The sequence below is a fragment of the Micromonospora sicca genome (assembly GCF_003172935.1).
GTDB lineage: Bacteria > Actinomycetota > Actinomycetes > Mycobacteriales > Micromonosporaceae > Micromonospora > Micromonospora sicca.
In genome coordinates, this window is sequence record NZ_QGKS01000196.1 from 1 (window position 1) to 14,395 (window position 14,395).

Sequence of the window (14,395 nt, forward strand, 5' to 3'; positions counted from 1 at the left end):
GGGCAGGGGGGGGGGCGGCAGTCACAGCGCTGGCGGGTGGCGCAGGTGTGGGGGGGGACGTGCCGGTGGTGGACCGGGCCGAAGGACGGGGCGGTGAAGGTGGCGAAGACGACCGCGTGCCGGCCGACCGAGGCGGGGACACCCTTGCCGCCGGTCAGACCGCAGCGGACTACCTGGTACGCGTCTCCGGCGTAGACCCAGGCGCAGTCCGGGCACTGGGCTTCGCGGCGGTTGCCGCACGCCTTGTAGAGCGCCTGGTCAGGCAGCTCGTCGGTGTGCAGCTGGCGGGTGATGCGGCCGGTGGCCTTCTCGACGGCAGCGATGGTGCCAGTGAGACGGATTGGGCGGGCACAGCCGCCGGCGGAGGCGGTGTGCTCCAGCCAGCCGGGGAACGCGGGCATGGCGGCGCGGTGCACGGCTTGGGCGTCACGGCCGGCGGCGAGCGCGGGCCGGTACAGGTCGAGCGGGGTGGACAGGACTTCCTCCTCAGGGGGCGGCAGGGACGGGAGACGAAGCACCACCAGCCGTGGACGTCTGTCCGCTGGTGGTGTTCGTCGTGTCTCCTGGCACCGCCGGAGGGCGGCTGACGCCGGAGGGCGGGTTCGTGGGTGGTGCCACTTCCCGCCGATGGGTCATGTCCTTCACGCTCGTGGATTCGATGATCGGGGCCGGCACGGGTGGGGAGCCGGGTTGTCGGCATCCGGCGGGTTGCCGCAGGCTTCCCCACCCGTGGAGGTGAGCGAATCCGGGCCATCGTGGACGGCAGCGAAGGCCGTGCTGGGCCGCTCAGCGGATTCGGAGGACCGGCACACCGCCCGAGGTGACCGAGAGCCGGCGGGACGTGGCCAGCATCAGCGGCAGGAAGGCCGCGCGGCATCTCCGACATCGAGTCCAGCGATCCGGCAGGAAGGCCGCGCTGGGATGCTCGACGAGCGCCAGAGTAGCACCGGGTACCGACACGTCAACCCGCCGTTATCGACGACCGATGCTGGCCTCAATTGCGGTGGCGGTGCCGGGGTAGTGGGCGAAAGGATGGCGCCGTGGTTACCGAGAAGCCGCCGCGAATCGTGCTGGTCGACGACCTCCGTTCGTTCGTCGATGGCCGAGTAGCGCAGGTGGCGCGCACTAGCGCGGCGGGCATCGAGGCGCTGGAGCGACACCGTGGACAGTGGTTGGACGAGCTATGGCTGGATCACGACCTCGGCGGGGACGACACGATCTGGCCTGTTGTCGAGGTGTTGGAGCAGGCCGCGTTCGAGGAGCACCCGTTCGATATCGGCGTGGTGTACGTCCACTCGGCGAATCCTGCCGGCGCTGCGAAGATCATGCAGGCGTTGCGGCGCTGGGGTTACCAGGTCCGCTCGGCGGCTGGATCGCCGCATGTCGGCTACCTGGCCGAGGCCGAGTAGTAGCGGGCGATTCGAACGCTGGCGGGTGTCGGCGGCCGAGGATGCCGGCGCCTTGCTGCCGGCCGACTGCCGGCCGATGTGGGAGAACTTTCCTTACATCTATCAAGGCGGCCCTGAACGGGCCGCACGCGCCGCCGCCTGGGCGCGCGTCCGTCGCTCCGCTGGCGCTCCGACTCCGGCCACGCAACACGCCCGGCGGCTGGCGCGCAAGCGGGAAGCCCAAGGGGCCGCCGCAGAACGACAGGCCGTTGACCGGTTGGGGGTGGGCCGGCAGCCGGCCGGGCCGCGCGGCCACGAGCCCGCGCGGCGTAGGGGAGCGCACGCCGGCCGCGCCGGCGAGCTGGCGGTGGTCACGGGGTTGCGGTCACTGCGCCTCCGGCGGGGGCGCAACGACTCCAGGATGGCCGGGGCTCCGTCGGCGGGTCGCGGTCCGTGGGTGGTTGCGGTAGGCCATCCCGCCAGCCGCCGACCCGGGCAAGCCGAGCAGACCACCGCCCGGCCCGCCAGCGCCCGTACGTGCGTCAAGGCCGTCTTGACGTGGCGGACCGGGCGGCGTTCCGCTCCCCAGATGGGCGGGTCGGCGGCAGACAGTGAGGATGGTGGGGTGGGTCGCCGGGCTGGTCTGACTCACCGGCAGACCGACGATTGCTGTCCTCATCCCGATTCGTCGGCCAGCCCGGTGGCCCCAGCAGCTGCATGTCACCGGTCAGGCGCCGTGACCTGATAGGAGCCTGTGCGAGAGGCGCCCACCACTGTGTTGTCCGATCGTCTGACCAGTGACGTGTCCACAGATTCTCGACGCAGACGAGAAAGGCGGACCTCACCAGCATGGCAGCCAGAAAGCGATCAGTTATCGGTGGTGTCGACACCCACCGCGACACGCACCACGCCGCCGTCATCGACAGCACCGGCGGGCTCCTGGCCGACGCCGAGTTCCCCGCGACCACCGCCGGCTACACGGATCTGCTGGCCTGGATGCGCTCGTTCGGGCGGGTCACGGCCGTGGGCGTGGAGGGCACCGGCAGCTATGGCGCTGGCCTGGCCCGCTATCTGACCAGCAAGAAGATCACTGTCAGGGAAGTGGACCGGCCCGATCGCCGCGCCCGCCGCGCCCAGGGCAAGTCCGACCCGATCGACGCCATCGCCGCCGCCCGGGCCACCCTCGCCGGCACCGCCATGGGCACCCCGAAAACCCGCACCGGACCGGTTGAGGCCATCCGCGCCCTGCGGGTCGCCCGCCGAGGAGCGGTCAAGGCTCGGACCGCCGCCCTGAATCAGATGCGCGGCCTGGTCGCCGCCGCCCCCGAACCCCTGCGAGCGCAGCTGACCAAGCTCAGCGCTGCCGTGCTGGTCAGCCGGTGCGCTGCGCTGACCTACAACCCGGCCAAACTTCACGAGCCGGAACACGCCACCGCCGCCGCGCTGGCCGGACTCGCCCGCCGGGTCACCGCCCTCACCGACGAGATCACCACCCTCGACCGGCAGGTGGCACCCATCGTCCAGAAAGCGGCACCCCGCACCACGGCCTTGTTCGGCGTCGGCCCCGAGGTCGCCGCCCAGCTGCTCACCACCGCCGGCGACAACCCCGACCGGCTGCACTCCGAAGCCGCCCTCGCCCACCTCTGCGGCGCAGCACCCATCCCCGCCAGTTCAGGACGGGTGCGCCGCCACCGCCTCCACCGGGGAGGTGACCGCGGCGCCAACCACGCCCTGCACACCATCGCGCTGTGCCGCATGCGCTACGACCAGCGAACACAGGCTTACGTCCACCGCCGCATCACCGAAGGCCTCAGCAAGCAGGAGATCCTCCGCTGCCTCAAGCGCTACATCGTCCGCGACGTCTACACCGCCCTGCTCGCCGACTTCATCGCCCTGACCACTTGACCTCCATAGGAGCATCGGGATGGCAGGAAGACCTTCTGTCGTTCGTGGTTGAGTTCGAGCCGACGCCACGAACGATGGTTGACTGTTCCGCCGGCTCGGCAATGCCGTCTACCAGCTTGCCGTCCATCGGTACCAGGGTCCCTCGATTTGTTCGAACTGCGGCCCCTCCCACTCACCGTTTCCAAGGTCACCGTCGGGCCCGTTCGGGAAGTAACCCCATCCAGAATCGTCGAGGCCAGGGCTGTCGACAGCGTAGAAGATGTAGCCGCCCTTCACCCCGTATGACGACCCAATGTCACAGGAGCCGATCTTGTCCGGTGCATCGACCGCATCGAACGCGTCCAGGGTCGGCGGCGGCGGTAGCTTCGTCACCTCCTCGTCGAAGGGGGCGCGGTCGAAGCAGTCCGGGCGGGGGTAGTACCCCATGGCGAGTGCGGTCGTCACTGGTATCGCCACAAGCGTGGCGGCGACGGCCGTAACGGCGATGACCCAAGTTCGCATATCGCGGAGTCTGTCAGACGTTCGGATTCAGGCGCGTGGGGCACACAGGGGGCACAAGACACCGTCAAAGGTTGTCGACCAGTGAGCCACCATGGCAGCCTCAGACGCCGTGTGAGCAGCTATCCGGCAACGATCCCGCTGGTGGGGCCGAGCGCGGCCCGAAGTACCACTTCAACGTCTGACACCCGAACTGGGTGACCAACTGGGTGACGATGGGCATGAGCAACGCCGGACGTCCATGGACTGCGGTGAACGGTTCGGACGGCTCAGCCCTGCTGCTGGCGCAGCTCATCGACGGCTGGTGGTTCCTTCGCACGGAAGAGGTCACTGGTCGATCCCAGCCCACGCAAGCCAAAGGACAAATGTCAATTCGCTTGTATCCTCACCCTGATCTACCGCGTAGCCAAGACAATAAAACAACGATGGTCAGGAATGCCAGCGCGATTATCTGACTAATCCAGCCTGCGCGCAAGAAGCGCTCCTTCGATCTATTTATCGACCGAAGACTTTCAACCATTGCGATGTTCGCCATCGCGACTTCCTTGCGCGCAAGGGCCTCGTCATCCGCCCATCGATCATTCAGCATCATTTTCATCGGAGCAATATCGGCTACCCCGTATGGCCTACTCCAGCCAGAAAATATGCCAGCAAGGGAGGCGGCGGTGAAAGCAATGAGAGCAAGCACTAGTAGCGGTAAGGCTTGTCGGGGGAAGGATGCGTCCGCACCCTTCCCCACGAAAGCGCCAACAGCCGCCAAGATGGTCACTAGGCTTCCGGAGGTTGTAACTAGGGAAGCAGCTCGTGTGTCCAGTGCAGACTTGCGGTCGCGCTCGGTCTTCAGCTCCGAGGCAATGAAGTCCGAGTAGACGTCACTTTGCTCGGCCACGTTCCGTCTCAGTTGTACGAACCGAGCGCCCGTCCGACTTGGTTGACGGCGCTTTGCTGCCGCGCACCTGGACCGTCGTTATGAAGCCAGTAGGGACGGGGGGCGGCGGGGGCGGCGAAGGCGGCGTACTTGGCTTCGACTGCTGTGCCGTCGGTTCATCGGCCATGGCTTACTCCCTTAGTACGGCGTGTTTAGTACGGCGTGTAAAGCGATGTCGATCCTGATGTGAGTTGTACGTCCGTACGTCTCAGGCTCACAGCCTATAGCCGACGCCCAGAAGGACGGCAATGGACACCCCGCGTACCGATGGATGCGCCGTCCTCGGGCCGTCTGGACCGTCACCGGGCCGCCAAACGCCGCCCAAGGTTGACCAGGGACGACCAAGTTGGCCGAAGACACAGCAGGCCAACTATCACGTGATGGCGGCTGAGCTGGTGGGCGACGGACGAGTCGACCTGTACGCCGGATCCTGATCTACCGTTCACGTGCGTCGGCGGGGCTGCCATGTGGACGTCGCGCACTGAACGCCGGACGCTGAGAGGGCCGATCAGGGAGCAGGGTTGCTGTTGCCGGCCGACGGCAGCGTTGCCCGCCGCCTCTGACGCAAGCCGCATTGGGATGCCGCTCTGTTCCAGGCACAGGTGAGACCGTACGGAAGCCTTGCTTTGTCGGTGCCCCTCGATAACCTCACACCGAGCACGGATGCGATCGACGACGGTCGCGGCTCGAGCACATGGGGAGGGCCACACATGGCTGACAACAAGATCGTCTTCGTCGCGTTCGCTATCGAGGACGAACGGCAGAGGGACTTCCTGAAGGGCCAGTCGCTGCACCCTCGTGCGCCGTACGAGTTCATCGACATGTCCGTGAAGCAGCCGTACGACTCCGGCTGGAAGGACAAGGTCCGCACGCGGATCCGCCGCTCCCACGGAGTGATCGCGCTCGTGAGCAAGAACTCGCTCACGTCGACCGGGCAGAAGTGGGAGATCCAGTGCGCGAAGGACGAGGGCAAGCCGCTGCTGGGCATCTGGGCGTACTCCAACGACCGCACGAACCTCGTCGGTCTCCGGACGGTCGCGTGGACCGACGCGAACATCGCCGACTTCATCGACTCGCTCTGAGGCGCGTCGGCATGCGTAAGGCGCTCATCGTCGGGATCGACCATTACGACCGGATCGGGTCGCTCAGTGGTGCCGTGAACGACGCACACACTGTCAAGACCGTGCTCGAGAGGCATGCCGACGGCACGCTCAACTTCGCGCAGCCGAAGCTGATGACTGCTACCGGCCCCGACTCGGCAGTCACCCGTACCCAGCTGAGGGGGGCCGTCGAGGAACTGTTCCGCGACGACGCCGAGATCTCGCTGTTTTACTTCGCCGGGCACGGCTACATCGACGGGGCGGGTGGCTTCATCTGCGCGAGCGACTGCATCGCCGGGCACGACGGGCTCTCGCTGCTGGACGTGATGACCTTCGCCAACAACTCGCCGGCGAAGAACAAGGTGATCATCCTCGACAGCTGCCACAGCGGCGTCGCGGGCGGCAACCCCGTCGCGGCGCAGATCGCCGAGATCAAGGAGGGCGTCACCATCCTGACCGCGTCGACCGCCGAGCAGTACGCGATGGAGACCAGCGGCTCGGGCGTCTTCACGAGTCTCCTCGTGGACGCACTGAGCGGGGCCGCGGCCAACCTCGTGGGCGAGGTGACGCCGGGCAGCGTCTACGCGCACATCGACCAGTCCCTCGGGAACTGGGCGCAGCGGCCCGTGTTCAAGACGAACGTGAAGAAGTTCGTGTCGCTCCGGGAGACCAAGGCCCCCATCGAGCTGGCCCAGCTGCAGAAGCTCACGGTCCTGTTCGACGAACCCACCACGCAGCTCCCGCTCGACCCGGGCTACGAACCCCTGCGCTCAGGCACGGAGGACGACTCGGTCCCGCCGCCGGACCCCGCCAAGAACGCCGACTTCGCGGTGCTGCAGGCGCTGGTGAAGGTGAACCTGGTCCGGCCGGTCGGTGCGCCTCACATGTGGCACGCGGCCATGGAGTCGAAGGCGTGCGAGCTGACGGTCCTCGGGCAGCATTACTGGAGCCTCGTGAAGCAGGACCTGATCTGATGCCGTCACGCGACCAGATCCGTGAGGTGCTAAAGGGCGAGCAGACGGTCGAGCGGCTCGCCGCGATCGAGCACGAGCGGTGGGCACACTGGCAGCGCTACGTCCACGAGCAGTGCGAGAGCCAGGAGGACGGGTCCCTGGTGATCCCGGCCGAGCTGGCCGAGCGCTGGGAGACTCAGATCGAGACGCCGTATGCCGAGCTGTCCGAGCAGGAGAAGGACAGCGACCGGGAGCAGGTGCATCGGTACCTGTCGACGATCATCGACATGTTGACTCGATGATGCCTCGCAGTCCGGCACAGCCGGGGAGCGTGCTCCGCGTATAGTGCCGATCGAGCCGAAAGATCCGTCACGCGGCAACCAGAGGTACCCGACATCGGGACGGGTGACGACGGCTCCTTCCACGCCGAGAAAGCAGCAGGGAGGCAGCGAACGAATCGCCTGCCGCCGACAAGTCCCGACAGCGGGCGGGGTCGTACCCGAGCTAATAGGCACGGGATGACAACCGATGACAGCGAACGATGCAGCGCAGCCGCGTTCACACAGAAGAGGCCACGGAAGCCGTCGTGAGGGCAGCAGTGCTGACGGCCCAGATTGCACCGGGGTCCCGCCCATTACCGCGCGGACGACCCTGCCCCCTGGCTGGTGTGCCTCGCGCCCTTCTGCTGTCGCCAGTCAGCGCCAAGTTCCTCAGGCCTACTCCGACAGCGGGGGAGGGGTTAGCCAGGCGAGGGGTTGTCCGCTGAGGGCGGCGTCGGCGAGGTGGTGTGCACTCGCGGTCTTGAGCGCCGCTCGTGAACTGTCAATCCAGCGCTGCACGTTGTCGATGCCCTGATGGCGGTACTCGACGGCCTGGACGAGGCATTCCAGTTTGTCGGCGTCGCGAGCGACGATTGCTTCGGGTGTCTCGCCAGCTTCGTATTCAGCGACGGCGGCAGTGATGACGTCGGCGACGGCCGGTGGGCAGGTGGCGACCTGGTCGGCGGTGACGGCGGTATTGGGCGTGGCGGTGAGGTAGCGCTTGGCGATGTGCGGGATGTCAGTGATCCGGGTTTCCTGGGTGTCGTGCAGGACGCACAGCATCGACACCCGGGCAGGATCGGCACCCTCCATGGCGGCGAGCATCATTCCGATGAGCGCTGTGCGGAACGAATGCTCAGCGATGGACTCAGGGTGCTTGACGCCGGCGAACCACCAGCCGGTGCGGGCGGCACGTTTGAGTACGCCGGCTTCGAAGATGAAGGTCATTGCTCCGGCGGCGTCGTGGTCGTCGCTCATCTGCCCGTCCCTGTGCCGGTGAATCCGTCCGCCCGCAGGCTGTAGACGATAGAGGTTAGTTCCTGCCGGGACTGTGCGGAGATCTGGTCACTGTCCAGGAGCCGAACACTGCGGTCAAGGAGTGCCCGACTCGCGGCGAGGTTGTCGAGAGCGAGGCTGCGTCGTGCGGCCAGCAGAGCCCAGATGTTGTGGATGTTGAGGTCGACGAAGGGGTGTGCTGGGTCCAGGCGCTGGACCAGGTGCCGAAAAAGGATTGAGCCATGCCAGTCTGCGAGCGCCCCGGGCATGAAGGAGTCGTCGCGCTGCCGGTACGGGATCTCGCCCACCCAGTACGCCGAGTAGTTGAGGGCTGCTCGCTCGCAGGCGTCGTCCGGGTGAGCGCGGGCGATGAAGTCACGCAACGGTTCTGGGTCGCCCTGGTTGGCGAGGGACGTGACGACGGAGCGGGCGTCCGGCCAGAGCGGTGACCAAGTGTGGAAGGTGGTTAGCCGGCGGGCGCGGGTGGTGTTCTGAGCGAGCCATCCGGCCGCCGTCCTGGTGGGGTCCATGCCGGCGAGGAAGCAGGCTTGCCGATGTAGCAGCACGCTGGGCTCGCGTCTGGTTGCGGCGCGTTCGGCGAGCACGTGAAGGTGAGCGAAGAACGTGCGTTGCTCCTCGATGGGCAGGGCCGGCCCGGGAGCGACCGGACCCCGCCGGGGATGGGCGGCGGGTAGCCCTCTGGCGAAAGTCGGTGTCTGCCCCAGGACGGCCCAGAGGACCAGGTCGGTCAGGCGGTGGGTGAGGACGGACCAGCCGAGCGGCTGTTCGGCGATGTCGGAGCGGTCCACCTGCTCGTGGAGGACCGCGGCGAGGATGACGTCTGCCTCGGCGGCGTCGTCGAGTGCGGCGAGCAGGGTCGCGTTCGCCCCGAGCCGTCCGAGCCGGTGCCGGACGCCGATCGCTTGCCCGAGCGGCACTGCCGTGAATGGCCGCCGCCCTGATTCCCAGCTCTGCACGGTGACGCGGTCGACGCCAAGCTCGACGGCGAGCCGCTCCTGTGTCAGCGGGATGGACTCCCGGATCAGCTTAATCAGGTAGCCGGTCACCTCACCCCGCTGGCGTGCTGATCGTCCGCGACCTGCCATACGAATCCCTACGTTGACCGATGGTCGACCTTCCCCGCCCGCAAGCCGTCGCGGCGGGGCGTCTGGCCTGCTCACTCGTACTGCCGGTGAGTCCAACCGTTGTCGCCGTGATCGTAGCGTCGCAGTTACCGAACGTTCCAGGTCCGGCCCCGTGGTTCGGGTTCGGCCATGGAGCGCTGCCCGGCGGAGGGAGTCAGCGATGCGGGACAGGACGCCACCGTGGCGACGGGTCTCTTATGACCAGTACCTGATCGCTGTCGCAATGCCCCTGGCCCGGCGACACCGCCCGACATGGTCGTGGCGGAAGTGGACGCGGATCTGCCGCTGTGGGGCCGACCTGCCCTGCCGTAGCCGACACCGCATTCCGATTAACCGGGGGAACTGGCCCGCCAAGGAGGAGCAGTGAGCAGCGAGGCGGAGCAGCGGATCCTGGTCGTACATCTGCGAGGGACGGACGGGATGTGTACCGGTTGTCGGGCGTGGTGGGCGCTGCTCGCGCCGTACCCGTGCTGGCAGGTGGAATGGGCGACCAGCCGGCAGGCGCGGCACCTGACAGCGGCGGTGCTCGGAGATCGCCCGTGACCACGCACGGCCCGGTGCTGCCGATCTGGAGCTGCGGCGGCTGCGGCGGGCCGTGGCCGTGCGAGACCCGGCGGCGGGAGCTACGCGCGGAGTTCGCCGAAGCCCCGGTGTCGCTCGCGCTCTACATGGGTGCGCAACTGGCGCGGGCGGCGGAGGACCTGCACTGGACACCGGCCGGCATCCTGCACCGCCGCTTTCTCGGCTGGGTGCGATGAGCATCCTCCGGCCCGGGGACGAGAAGTTTCACTACAGCGACGGCTCGCACCGGTGGGTCCCGCCGGACACCGACTACGACCAGGAAGTCTGGGACGAGCAGGTCCGCCAGCACAAGCAGGGTCACCTGAGAAACGAGCGCGCGAAGGTCCGCATTCAGCGTCTCGTCTGATGCCAGCAGTACAGCAGCGAAGTACAGCAACCGTGCCAGCCGAACCGAGCCGAGAAGCGCGTAAGCAGGCCGTCTGACCTCGCACCAAGCCCGATCCGACCCGCTCGCCGAGAGTTCACACCGAAGAGGTCACTGGTTCGATTCCAGTATCGCCCGCCATCGAGATAACGAAGAAGAGGGCCCTCGGGCGAGGATGCCTCTTGCTGATTGCATCGCTAGTCGTCGTTGGAAGTCAGAAGTGTGTGGCGCCCGGCTTGGATTTGGACGTTCAGCCCGGTCAGGGCACGGCCTTGGCCTACAGATGCCGGTTTTCCCTGCTTCTGCTCGAGGCCCCCCTTCTGGTGGGCCCGAAGGGGCGAGCCACACCAGTTCCTCGCGGTCTGTCTGAGGCCGGGCACCCTTGCACCACGCCTCCGGTTCAGTCTTGCGGCAGTCCGGGTCTGCCCGGTGCGCAGGGAGGGGCCGTGCCCGCCGCAATGTGGTAGGTGGAAGGGGGCTGTTGCCCCCGCCAAGCAAGGACTGCGCGCCAACGGGCGTGCCGGTGACGAGAAGGAGCAGATGACGATGACCCGGCCCGGCTTCCACCTCGCGATTCCTGTTGACGACCTGGCGCGGGCCCGCGCCTTCTACGGGGGCGTACTCGGGCTTGCCGAGGGACGCTCGGCTGACGCATGGGTCGACTGGAACTTCTACGGCCACCAGGTGGTGACCCACGTCGTACCGGCGGCGCGGCAGGCCGACGCGGGCCGCAACCCGGTCGACGGGCACGATGTCCCGGTACCCCACTTCGGGCTCATCCTGTCGATCGATGACTTTCACGCGTTGGCGGACCGGATCCGCGCCGCTGGTGGCGAGTTCGTGATTGAGCCGTACCTGCGGTTCGCCGGCGAGCCGGGGGAGCAGTGGACGATGTTTTTCCGGGACCCGGCTGGCAATGCGATGGAGTTCAAGGCGTTCCGCGACGAGTCGCAGATCTTCGCCAAGTAGCGGCGGGTTGCCCGAGACGCCCGACTGTAGGCAGGAGCGCCTGCCACCCGTACGGGGCTGGCCTGGTCGTCCTCACCTGGGGACGGCCTCGGCCCGTTCATGAGGGCTCACGCCGAAGGTTCGTGTCCTCCGAGGCCGCAGCCCACGATGCACATTGCATTTGATCGATATCAGCGTAAGGTCATCTGTGTTCAGCGCTCATGACACCCCCGGTCACGCCGGGTTGACGCACGATGTGGAGTTGGCGCATGAAACTGCAGGTGAAACGGCTGCCGCTGGTCATCGCGGCGGTCCTGGTCCTGGCCCTCGCGGCCTTCGGCGTGCAACGACTCGCGTTCTCCGACCGTTCAGAGGCCGGGCGGGAAAGCGCCGAAGCGGCCGAGCACGAGGGCGAGGGCGAGCATGAGGCCGAGGGTGAGGGCGAGGAGGAAGACGAGGGCGGCCCGCAGCGCCCGGCCGACTACCTGACCTTGAAGTGGACGTCCGGGCAGGACGTCACCCAGGAGCAGGTCAACCGGTCGAAGCGGCAGGCTGCCGCGATTCCCAAGGGCGCCGGTGGCACCTGGGGCCTGGTCGGACCGTCCAACGTCGGCGGCCGAGTTGTCGACGTGGTGGTCGACCCACGGCATCCCGACACGGTCTATACGGCGGTCTCCGGTGGTGGCGTGTGGAAGAGCACCGACGCCGGCGATCACTGGGCGCCGGTGTGGCCAAACGACCAGACGCAGGTAATGGGCGCGCTGGCAGTGGGACCGGACGGCACCCTGTGGGCCGGTACCGGAGAGGCCAACCCGTCCGGCGGGGGCCTGACCTACTTCGGCGACGGCATCTACAAGTCCACCGACGGCGGGACCACCTGGCAGCACTGGGGCCTGGTCGACAGCGCGGCGATCGGCCGCATCGTGGTGGACCCGACCAACCCGCAGCGGATCTTCGTCGCGGCGTCCGGCTCCATCTCCCGGTCGGTGTCCCAACGCGGCATCTACCGGGTGGACAACGGCGGCAAGGACTGGAAGCTCGTCCTCGCGCCGCCGAACGACACGACCGGCGGCATCGATCTGGCCATCGACCCGAGCAACCACAACCGCGTCTTCGCGGCCCTGTGGGACCACAAGCGCAACAACGGGGCCCGTACGTACGGCGGCATCGGTTCCGGTCTGTTCCGCTCCGACGACGGCGGGGACACCTGGCAGCGGCTGGAGAACATCGTCGGACCGGTCAACTCGTACGACGAGACCCGCACCGGCCTGCACGCCGACGCGAGCCTCGGCCGGATCGGTATCGCGCTCGCCCCGTCGAACCCGCAACGGGTGTACGTCGTCTTCGGCACCCCGTACGGCCCGGACAAGGGCTTCTACGTCTCGAACGACGGTGGTGATTCGTTCGCGGCCGGCGGTCGCCCGGGCGCCTCGGGTGGGTACCAGTGGTGGTTTGGTCGGCTGTGGGTGGACCCGGCCAACCCGGACCATGTGTTCTCGGCCGACGTGAACCTGCGCGAGTCGGTTGACGCCGGGGCGACCTGGCGCACGTCCGGCGGAGTGCACGCCGACCAGCACGCCATGCAGTGGGACCCGAACGTGCCCAACCGGGTCTACCTGGGCAACGACGGCGGCATGTATCGGTCGGACGCCAACGGCGCCAGCGGCTCGTGGAAGCACGCCACGTACGCGCCGTGGAACCAGTCGTACCACCTGGCGGTCGCCGCCGACGACCCGAACCGGCTGGCCACGGGCCTGCAGGACAACGGCAGCGTACGGACCTGGACGGCGACGTCGGAGCCGGGCGACCTCAGCCAGTGGAACGCGTTCGGCGGCGGTGACGGTCACGAGGTGGCCATTGACTACACCGACCACAACATCTACTACGAATGCCTGCAGGTCGGCTCCTGCCGCCGCCACGAGGACGTGGGCGGCGTGACCCGGAACATCCCGCTCGGTGCCCGGCACTCGTCCCGGATCACCACCGACGCGCCGCTGATCCTCGACCCGAACGACCCGAAGGTCGTCTACTTCGGCGGAAACGTGCTCGACCGCTCCACCGACCGGGGCACCACGTTCACCCAGATCAGCCCGCCCGGCGACTTTCTGACGGGGCCCGTGCCGACAGAGGAGAACGACCTCGGTCCGTTCTACTCCAACCAGTACGCGACCATCACGTGGATCGCGCCGGCGAAGACCGCGCCGAACACGATCTATCTCGGCACCGACACCGGGCGGCTGTGGAAGACCACCGACCTCGGCGCGCACTGGACCGAATTCACGGGCAAGGGCCTTCCCCAGCGCTGGGTGAACGCGATCGTGGTGGACCCGACTAACGCCGACCACGTCTACGTGGCCTACTCGGGCTACCGCGAGGGCGACGAGTCAGCCAACATCTGGCAGACGACGGACGGCGGGCAGACCTGGAGCAACATCAGCGGGAACCTGCCGAACGCGCCCGTCGAAATGATCACGTACGACCAGCCGCAGAACCAGTTGTACGCGGCGACCGACTTCGGGGTTTTCTACCTCAAGAACGGCAAGAAGAACTGGGCCCGGCTCGGCCAGGGCCTGCCCGCCACGTCGGTGCTGGACATCAAGCTCACCGGCGATGGCAGCACGATCTACGCGGCGACGTTCGGACGCAGCGTCTGGAAGCTGCCGGTACCACGGGATTGAGAAACGCGGTGGTGCCGGCGCCCCTTCGGCAGGGCGCCGGCACCGCTCCGTGGCATGAATCAAGCCGCCCCAAAGTCCGCCGCCGAGCTGCTGTCGTTGGACTTCGTCATCGGGTAATCGACGCTTGTCGCGGTAGCTGGAACATCGATCCCAGGCGCAACGCTCGTACCGCCGGGCGGGGTAGAGGCATCAGCCAACGGGGCTATCAGTGCTGCAACCGCGCTGCAACGAAGCCGACGAGAATACAGCGATGCGGGCGAGAGAACCGGACCTCGAGGGGTACGTCGACCGGAACGGTGCGAAGGTCGCCTATGCGGTGTACGGGTCGGGCGAGCCGACGGTCCTGCTAGCAGCCACTTGGCCGATCGTCGACTCCCGGCACTGGAAGGCACAGGTGCCGTACCTTGCCCGACATTTCCGGGTGGTGACGTTCGATCCGCGGGGCAATGGCCGATCTGAGCGGCCGGCGGACGCGGCGGGTACGCCGATGCCGAGTACGTCGGCGACATCATCGCGGTGATGGACGCGGTCGGCGCACCGCGGGCGGTGCTGGTGGGGCTGTGCAGCGGGGGCTGGTGGGCGCTGGCGGC

16 protein-coding genes are annotated in these 14,395 nt (G+C 67.7%); 12 read left to right on the forward strand and 4 right to left on the reverse strand.

Features of this window, described 5'->3' with window-relative positions; genetic code table 11:
• On the reverse strand, window positions 1-476 hold a 476-nt coding region (locus tag DKT69_RS12770), incomplete at its 3' end, for a replication initiator (protein ID WP_368666243.1).
• 564 nt (window positions 477-1,040) lie between these two features.
• Between DKT69_RS12770 and DKT69_RS12775 the strand changes: the two genes are divergently transcribed.
• Both DKT69_RS12775 and DKT69_RS12780 read left to right on the forward strand, forming a co-directional pair.
• Window positions 1,041-1,409 (forward strand): cyclic-phosphate processing receiver domain-containing protein, encoded by a 369-nt coding sequence (locus tag DKT69_RS12775; protein ID WP_236647812.1) that lies wholly within the window; start codon window positions 1,041-1,043, stop codon window positions 1,407-1,409.
• A gap of 828 nt (window positions 1,410-2,237) precedes the next feature.
• Window positions 2,238-3,293 carry an IS110 family RNA-guided transposase gene (locus DKT69_RS12780; RefSeq protein ID WP_109801791.1) on the forward strand — a complete coding sequence of 352 codons (1,056 nt, stop codon included), beginning with the start codon at window positions 2,238-2,240 and terminating at the stop codon, window positions 3,291-3,293.
• 108 nt (window positions 3,294-3,401) lie between these two features.
• Here DKT69_RS12780 and DKT69_RS12785 read toward each other — a convergent pair whose 3' ends face one another.
• Window positions 3,402-3,794 (reverse strand): hypothetical protein, encoded by a 393-nt coding sequence (locus DKT69_RS12785; RefSeq protein ID WP_109801792.1) that lies wholly within the window; start codon window positions 3,792-3,794, stop codon window positions 3,402-3,404.
• A gap of 194 nt (window positions 3,795-3,988) precedes the next feature.
• Here DKT69_RS12785 and DKT69_RS37735 point away from each other — a divergent pair, with 194 nt between their 5' ends.
• From DKT69_RS37735 to DKT69_RS12800, 4 genes are all read left to right on the forward strand, one after another.
• Window positions 3,989-4,246: a hypothetical protein gene (locus DKT69_RS37735; RefSeq protein ID WP_146231061.1), complete on the forward strand. Its 258-nt coding sequence runs from the start codon at window positions 3,989-3,991 to the stop codon at window positions 4,244-4,246.
• A 1,183-nt stretch (window positions 4,247-5,429) separates the two neighbouring features.
• A complete protein-coding gene (locus DKT69_RS12790; RefSeq protein ID WP_109801793.1) occupies window positions 5,430-5,801 on the forward strand; it encodes a TIR domain-containing protein in 372 nt (123 codons plus the stop codon).
• 11 nt (window positions 5,802-5,812) lie between these two features.
• Window positions 5,813-6,793, forward strand: a complete 981-nt coding sequence (locus DKT69_RS12795; RefSeq protein ID WP_109801794.1) for a caspase family protein — start codon at window positions 5,813-5,815, stop codon at window positions 6,791-6,793.
• Window positions 6,793-7,074: a hypothetical protein gene (locus DKT69_RS12800; RefSeq protein WP_109801795.1), complete on the forward strand. Its 282-nt coding sequence runs from the start codon at window positions 6,793-6,795 to the stop codon at window positions 7,072-7,074. The genes DKT69_RS12795 and DKT69_RS12800 overlap by 1 nt, the downstream gene beginning before the upstream one ends.
• A 414-nt stretch (window positions 7,075-7,488) precedes the next feature.
• Here DKT69_RS12800 and DKT69_RS12805 read toward each other — a convergent pair whose 3' ends face one another.
• Together DKT69_RS12805 and DKT69_RS12810 are read right to left on the reverse strand one after the other, a co-directional pair.
• A complete protein-coding gene (locus tag DKT69_RS12805; protein ID WP_109801796.1) occupies window positions 7,489-8,070 on the reverse strand; it encodes an HD domain-containing protein in 582 nt (193 codons plus the stop codon).
• Entirely contained in the window at window positions 8,067-9,194 is a 1,128-nt protein-coding gene (locus tag DKT69_RS12810; RefSeq protein ID WP_109801797.1) for a helix-turn-helix domain-containing protein, read from the reverse strand. Before DKT69_RS12810 ends, DKT69_RS12805 begins: the two co-directional genes overlap by 4 nt.
• Window positions 9,195-9,596: 402 nt before the next feature.
• On the opposite strand from DKT69_RS12810, the gene DKT69_RS12820 reads away from it, so the two are divergent.
• The 6 genes from DKT69_RS12820 to DKT69_RS41055 all read left to right on the forward strand — a co-directional run bounded on the left by DKT69_RS12820 (window position 9,597) and on the right by DKT69_RS41055 (window position 14,325).
• On the forward strand, window positions 9,597-9,776 hold the full coding sequence (locus tag DKT69_RS12820) for a hypothetical protein (protein ID WP_109801799.1): 180 nt from the start codon (window positions 9,597-9,599) through the stop codon (window positions 9,774-9,776).
• Window positions 9,773-9,991, forward strand: coding sequence for a hypothetical protein (locus tag DKT69_RS12825; protein WP_109801800.1), 219 nt, complete (start codon window positions 9,773-9,775; stop codon window positions 9,989-9,991). The genes DKT69_RS12820 and DKT69_RS12825 overlap by 4 nt, the downstream gene beginning before the upstream one ends.
• Complete coding sequence (locus DKT69_RS38955) at window positions 9,988-10,161, forward strand: hypothetical protein (protein ID WP_201749636.1); 174 nt, start codon at window positions 9,988-9,990, stop codon at window positions 10,159-10,161. Before DKT69_RS12825 ends, DKT69_RS38955 begins: the two co-directional genes overlap by 4 nt.
• Before the next feature lie 558 nt (window positions 10,162-10,719).
• Entirely contained in the window at window positions 10,720-11,148 is a 429-nt protein-coding gene (locus DKT69_RS12830) for a VOC family protein (protein WP_236647814.1), read from the forward strand.
• A 248-nt stretch (window positions 11,149-11,396) separates the two neighbouring features.
• Window positions 11,397-13,805 carry a WD40/YVTN/BNR-like repeat-containing protein gene (locus DKT69_RS12835; protein WP_161557822.1) on the forward strand — a complete coding sequence of 803 codons (2,409 nt, stop codon included), beginning with the start codon at window positions 11,397-11,399 and terminating at the stop codon, window positions 13,803-13,805.
• Between the two features lie 250 nt (window positions 13,806-14,055).
• Entirely contained in the window at window positions 14,056-14,325 is a 270-nt protein-coding gene (locus DKT69_RS41055; protein WP_368666244.1) for an alpha/beta fold hydrolase, read from the forward strand.
• Window positions 14,326-14,395: the final 70 nt, after the last annotated feature.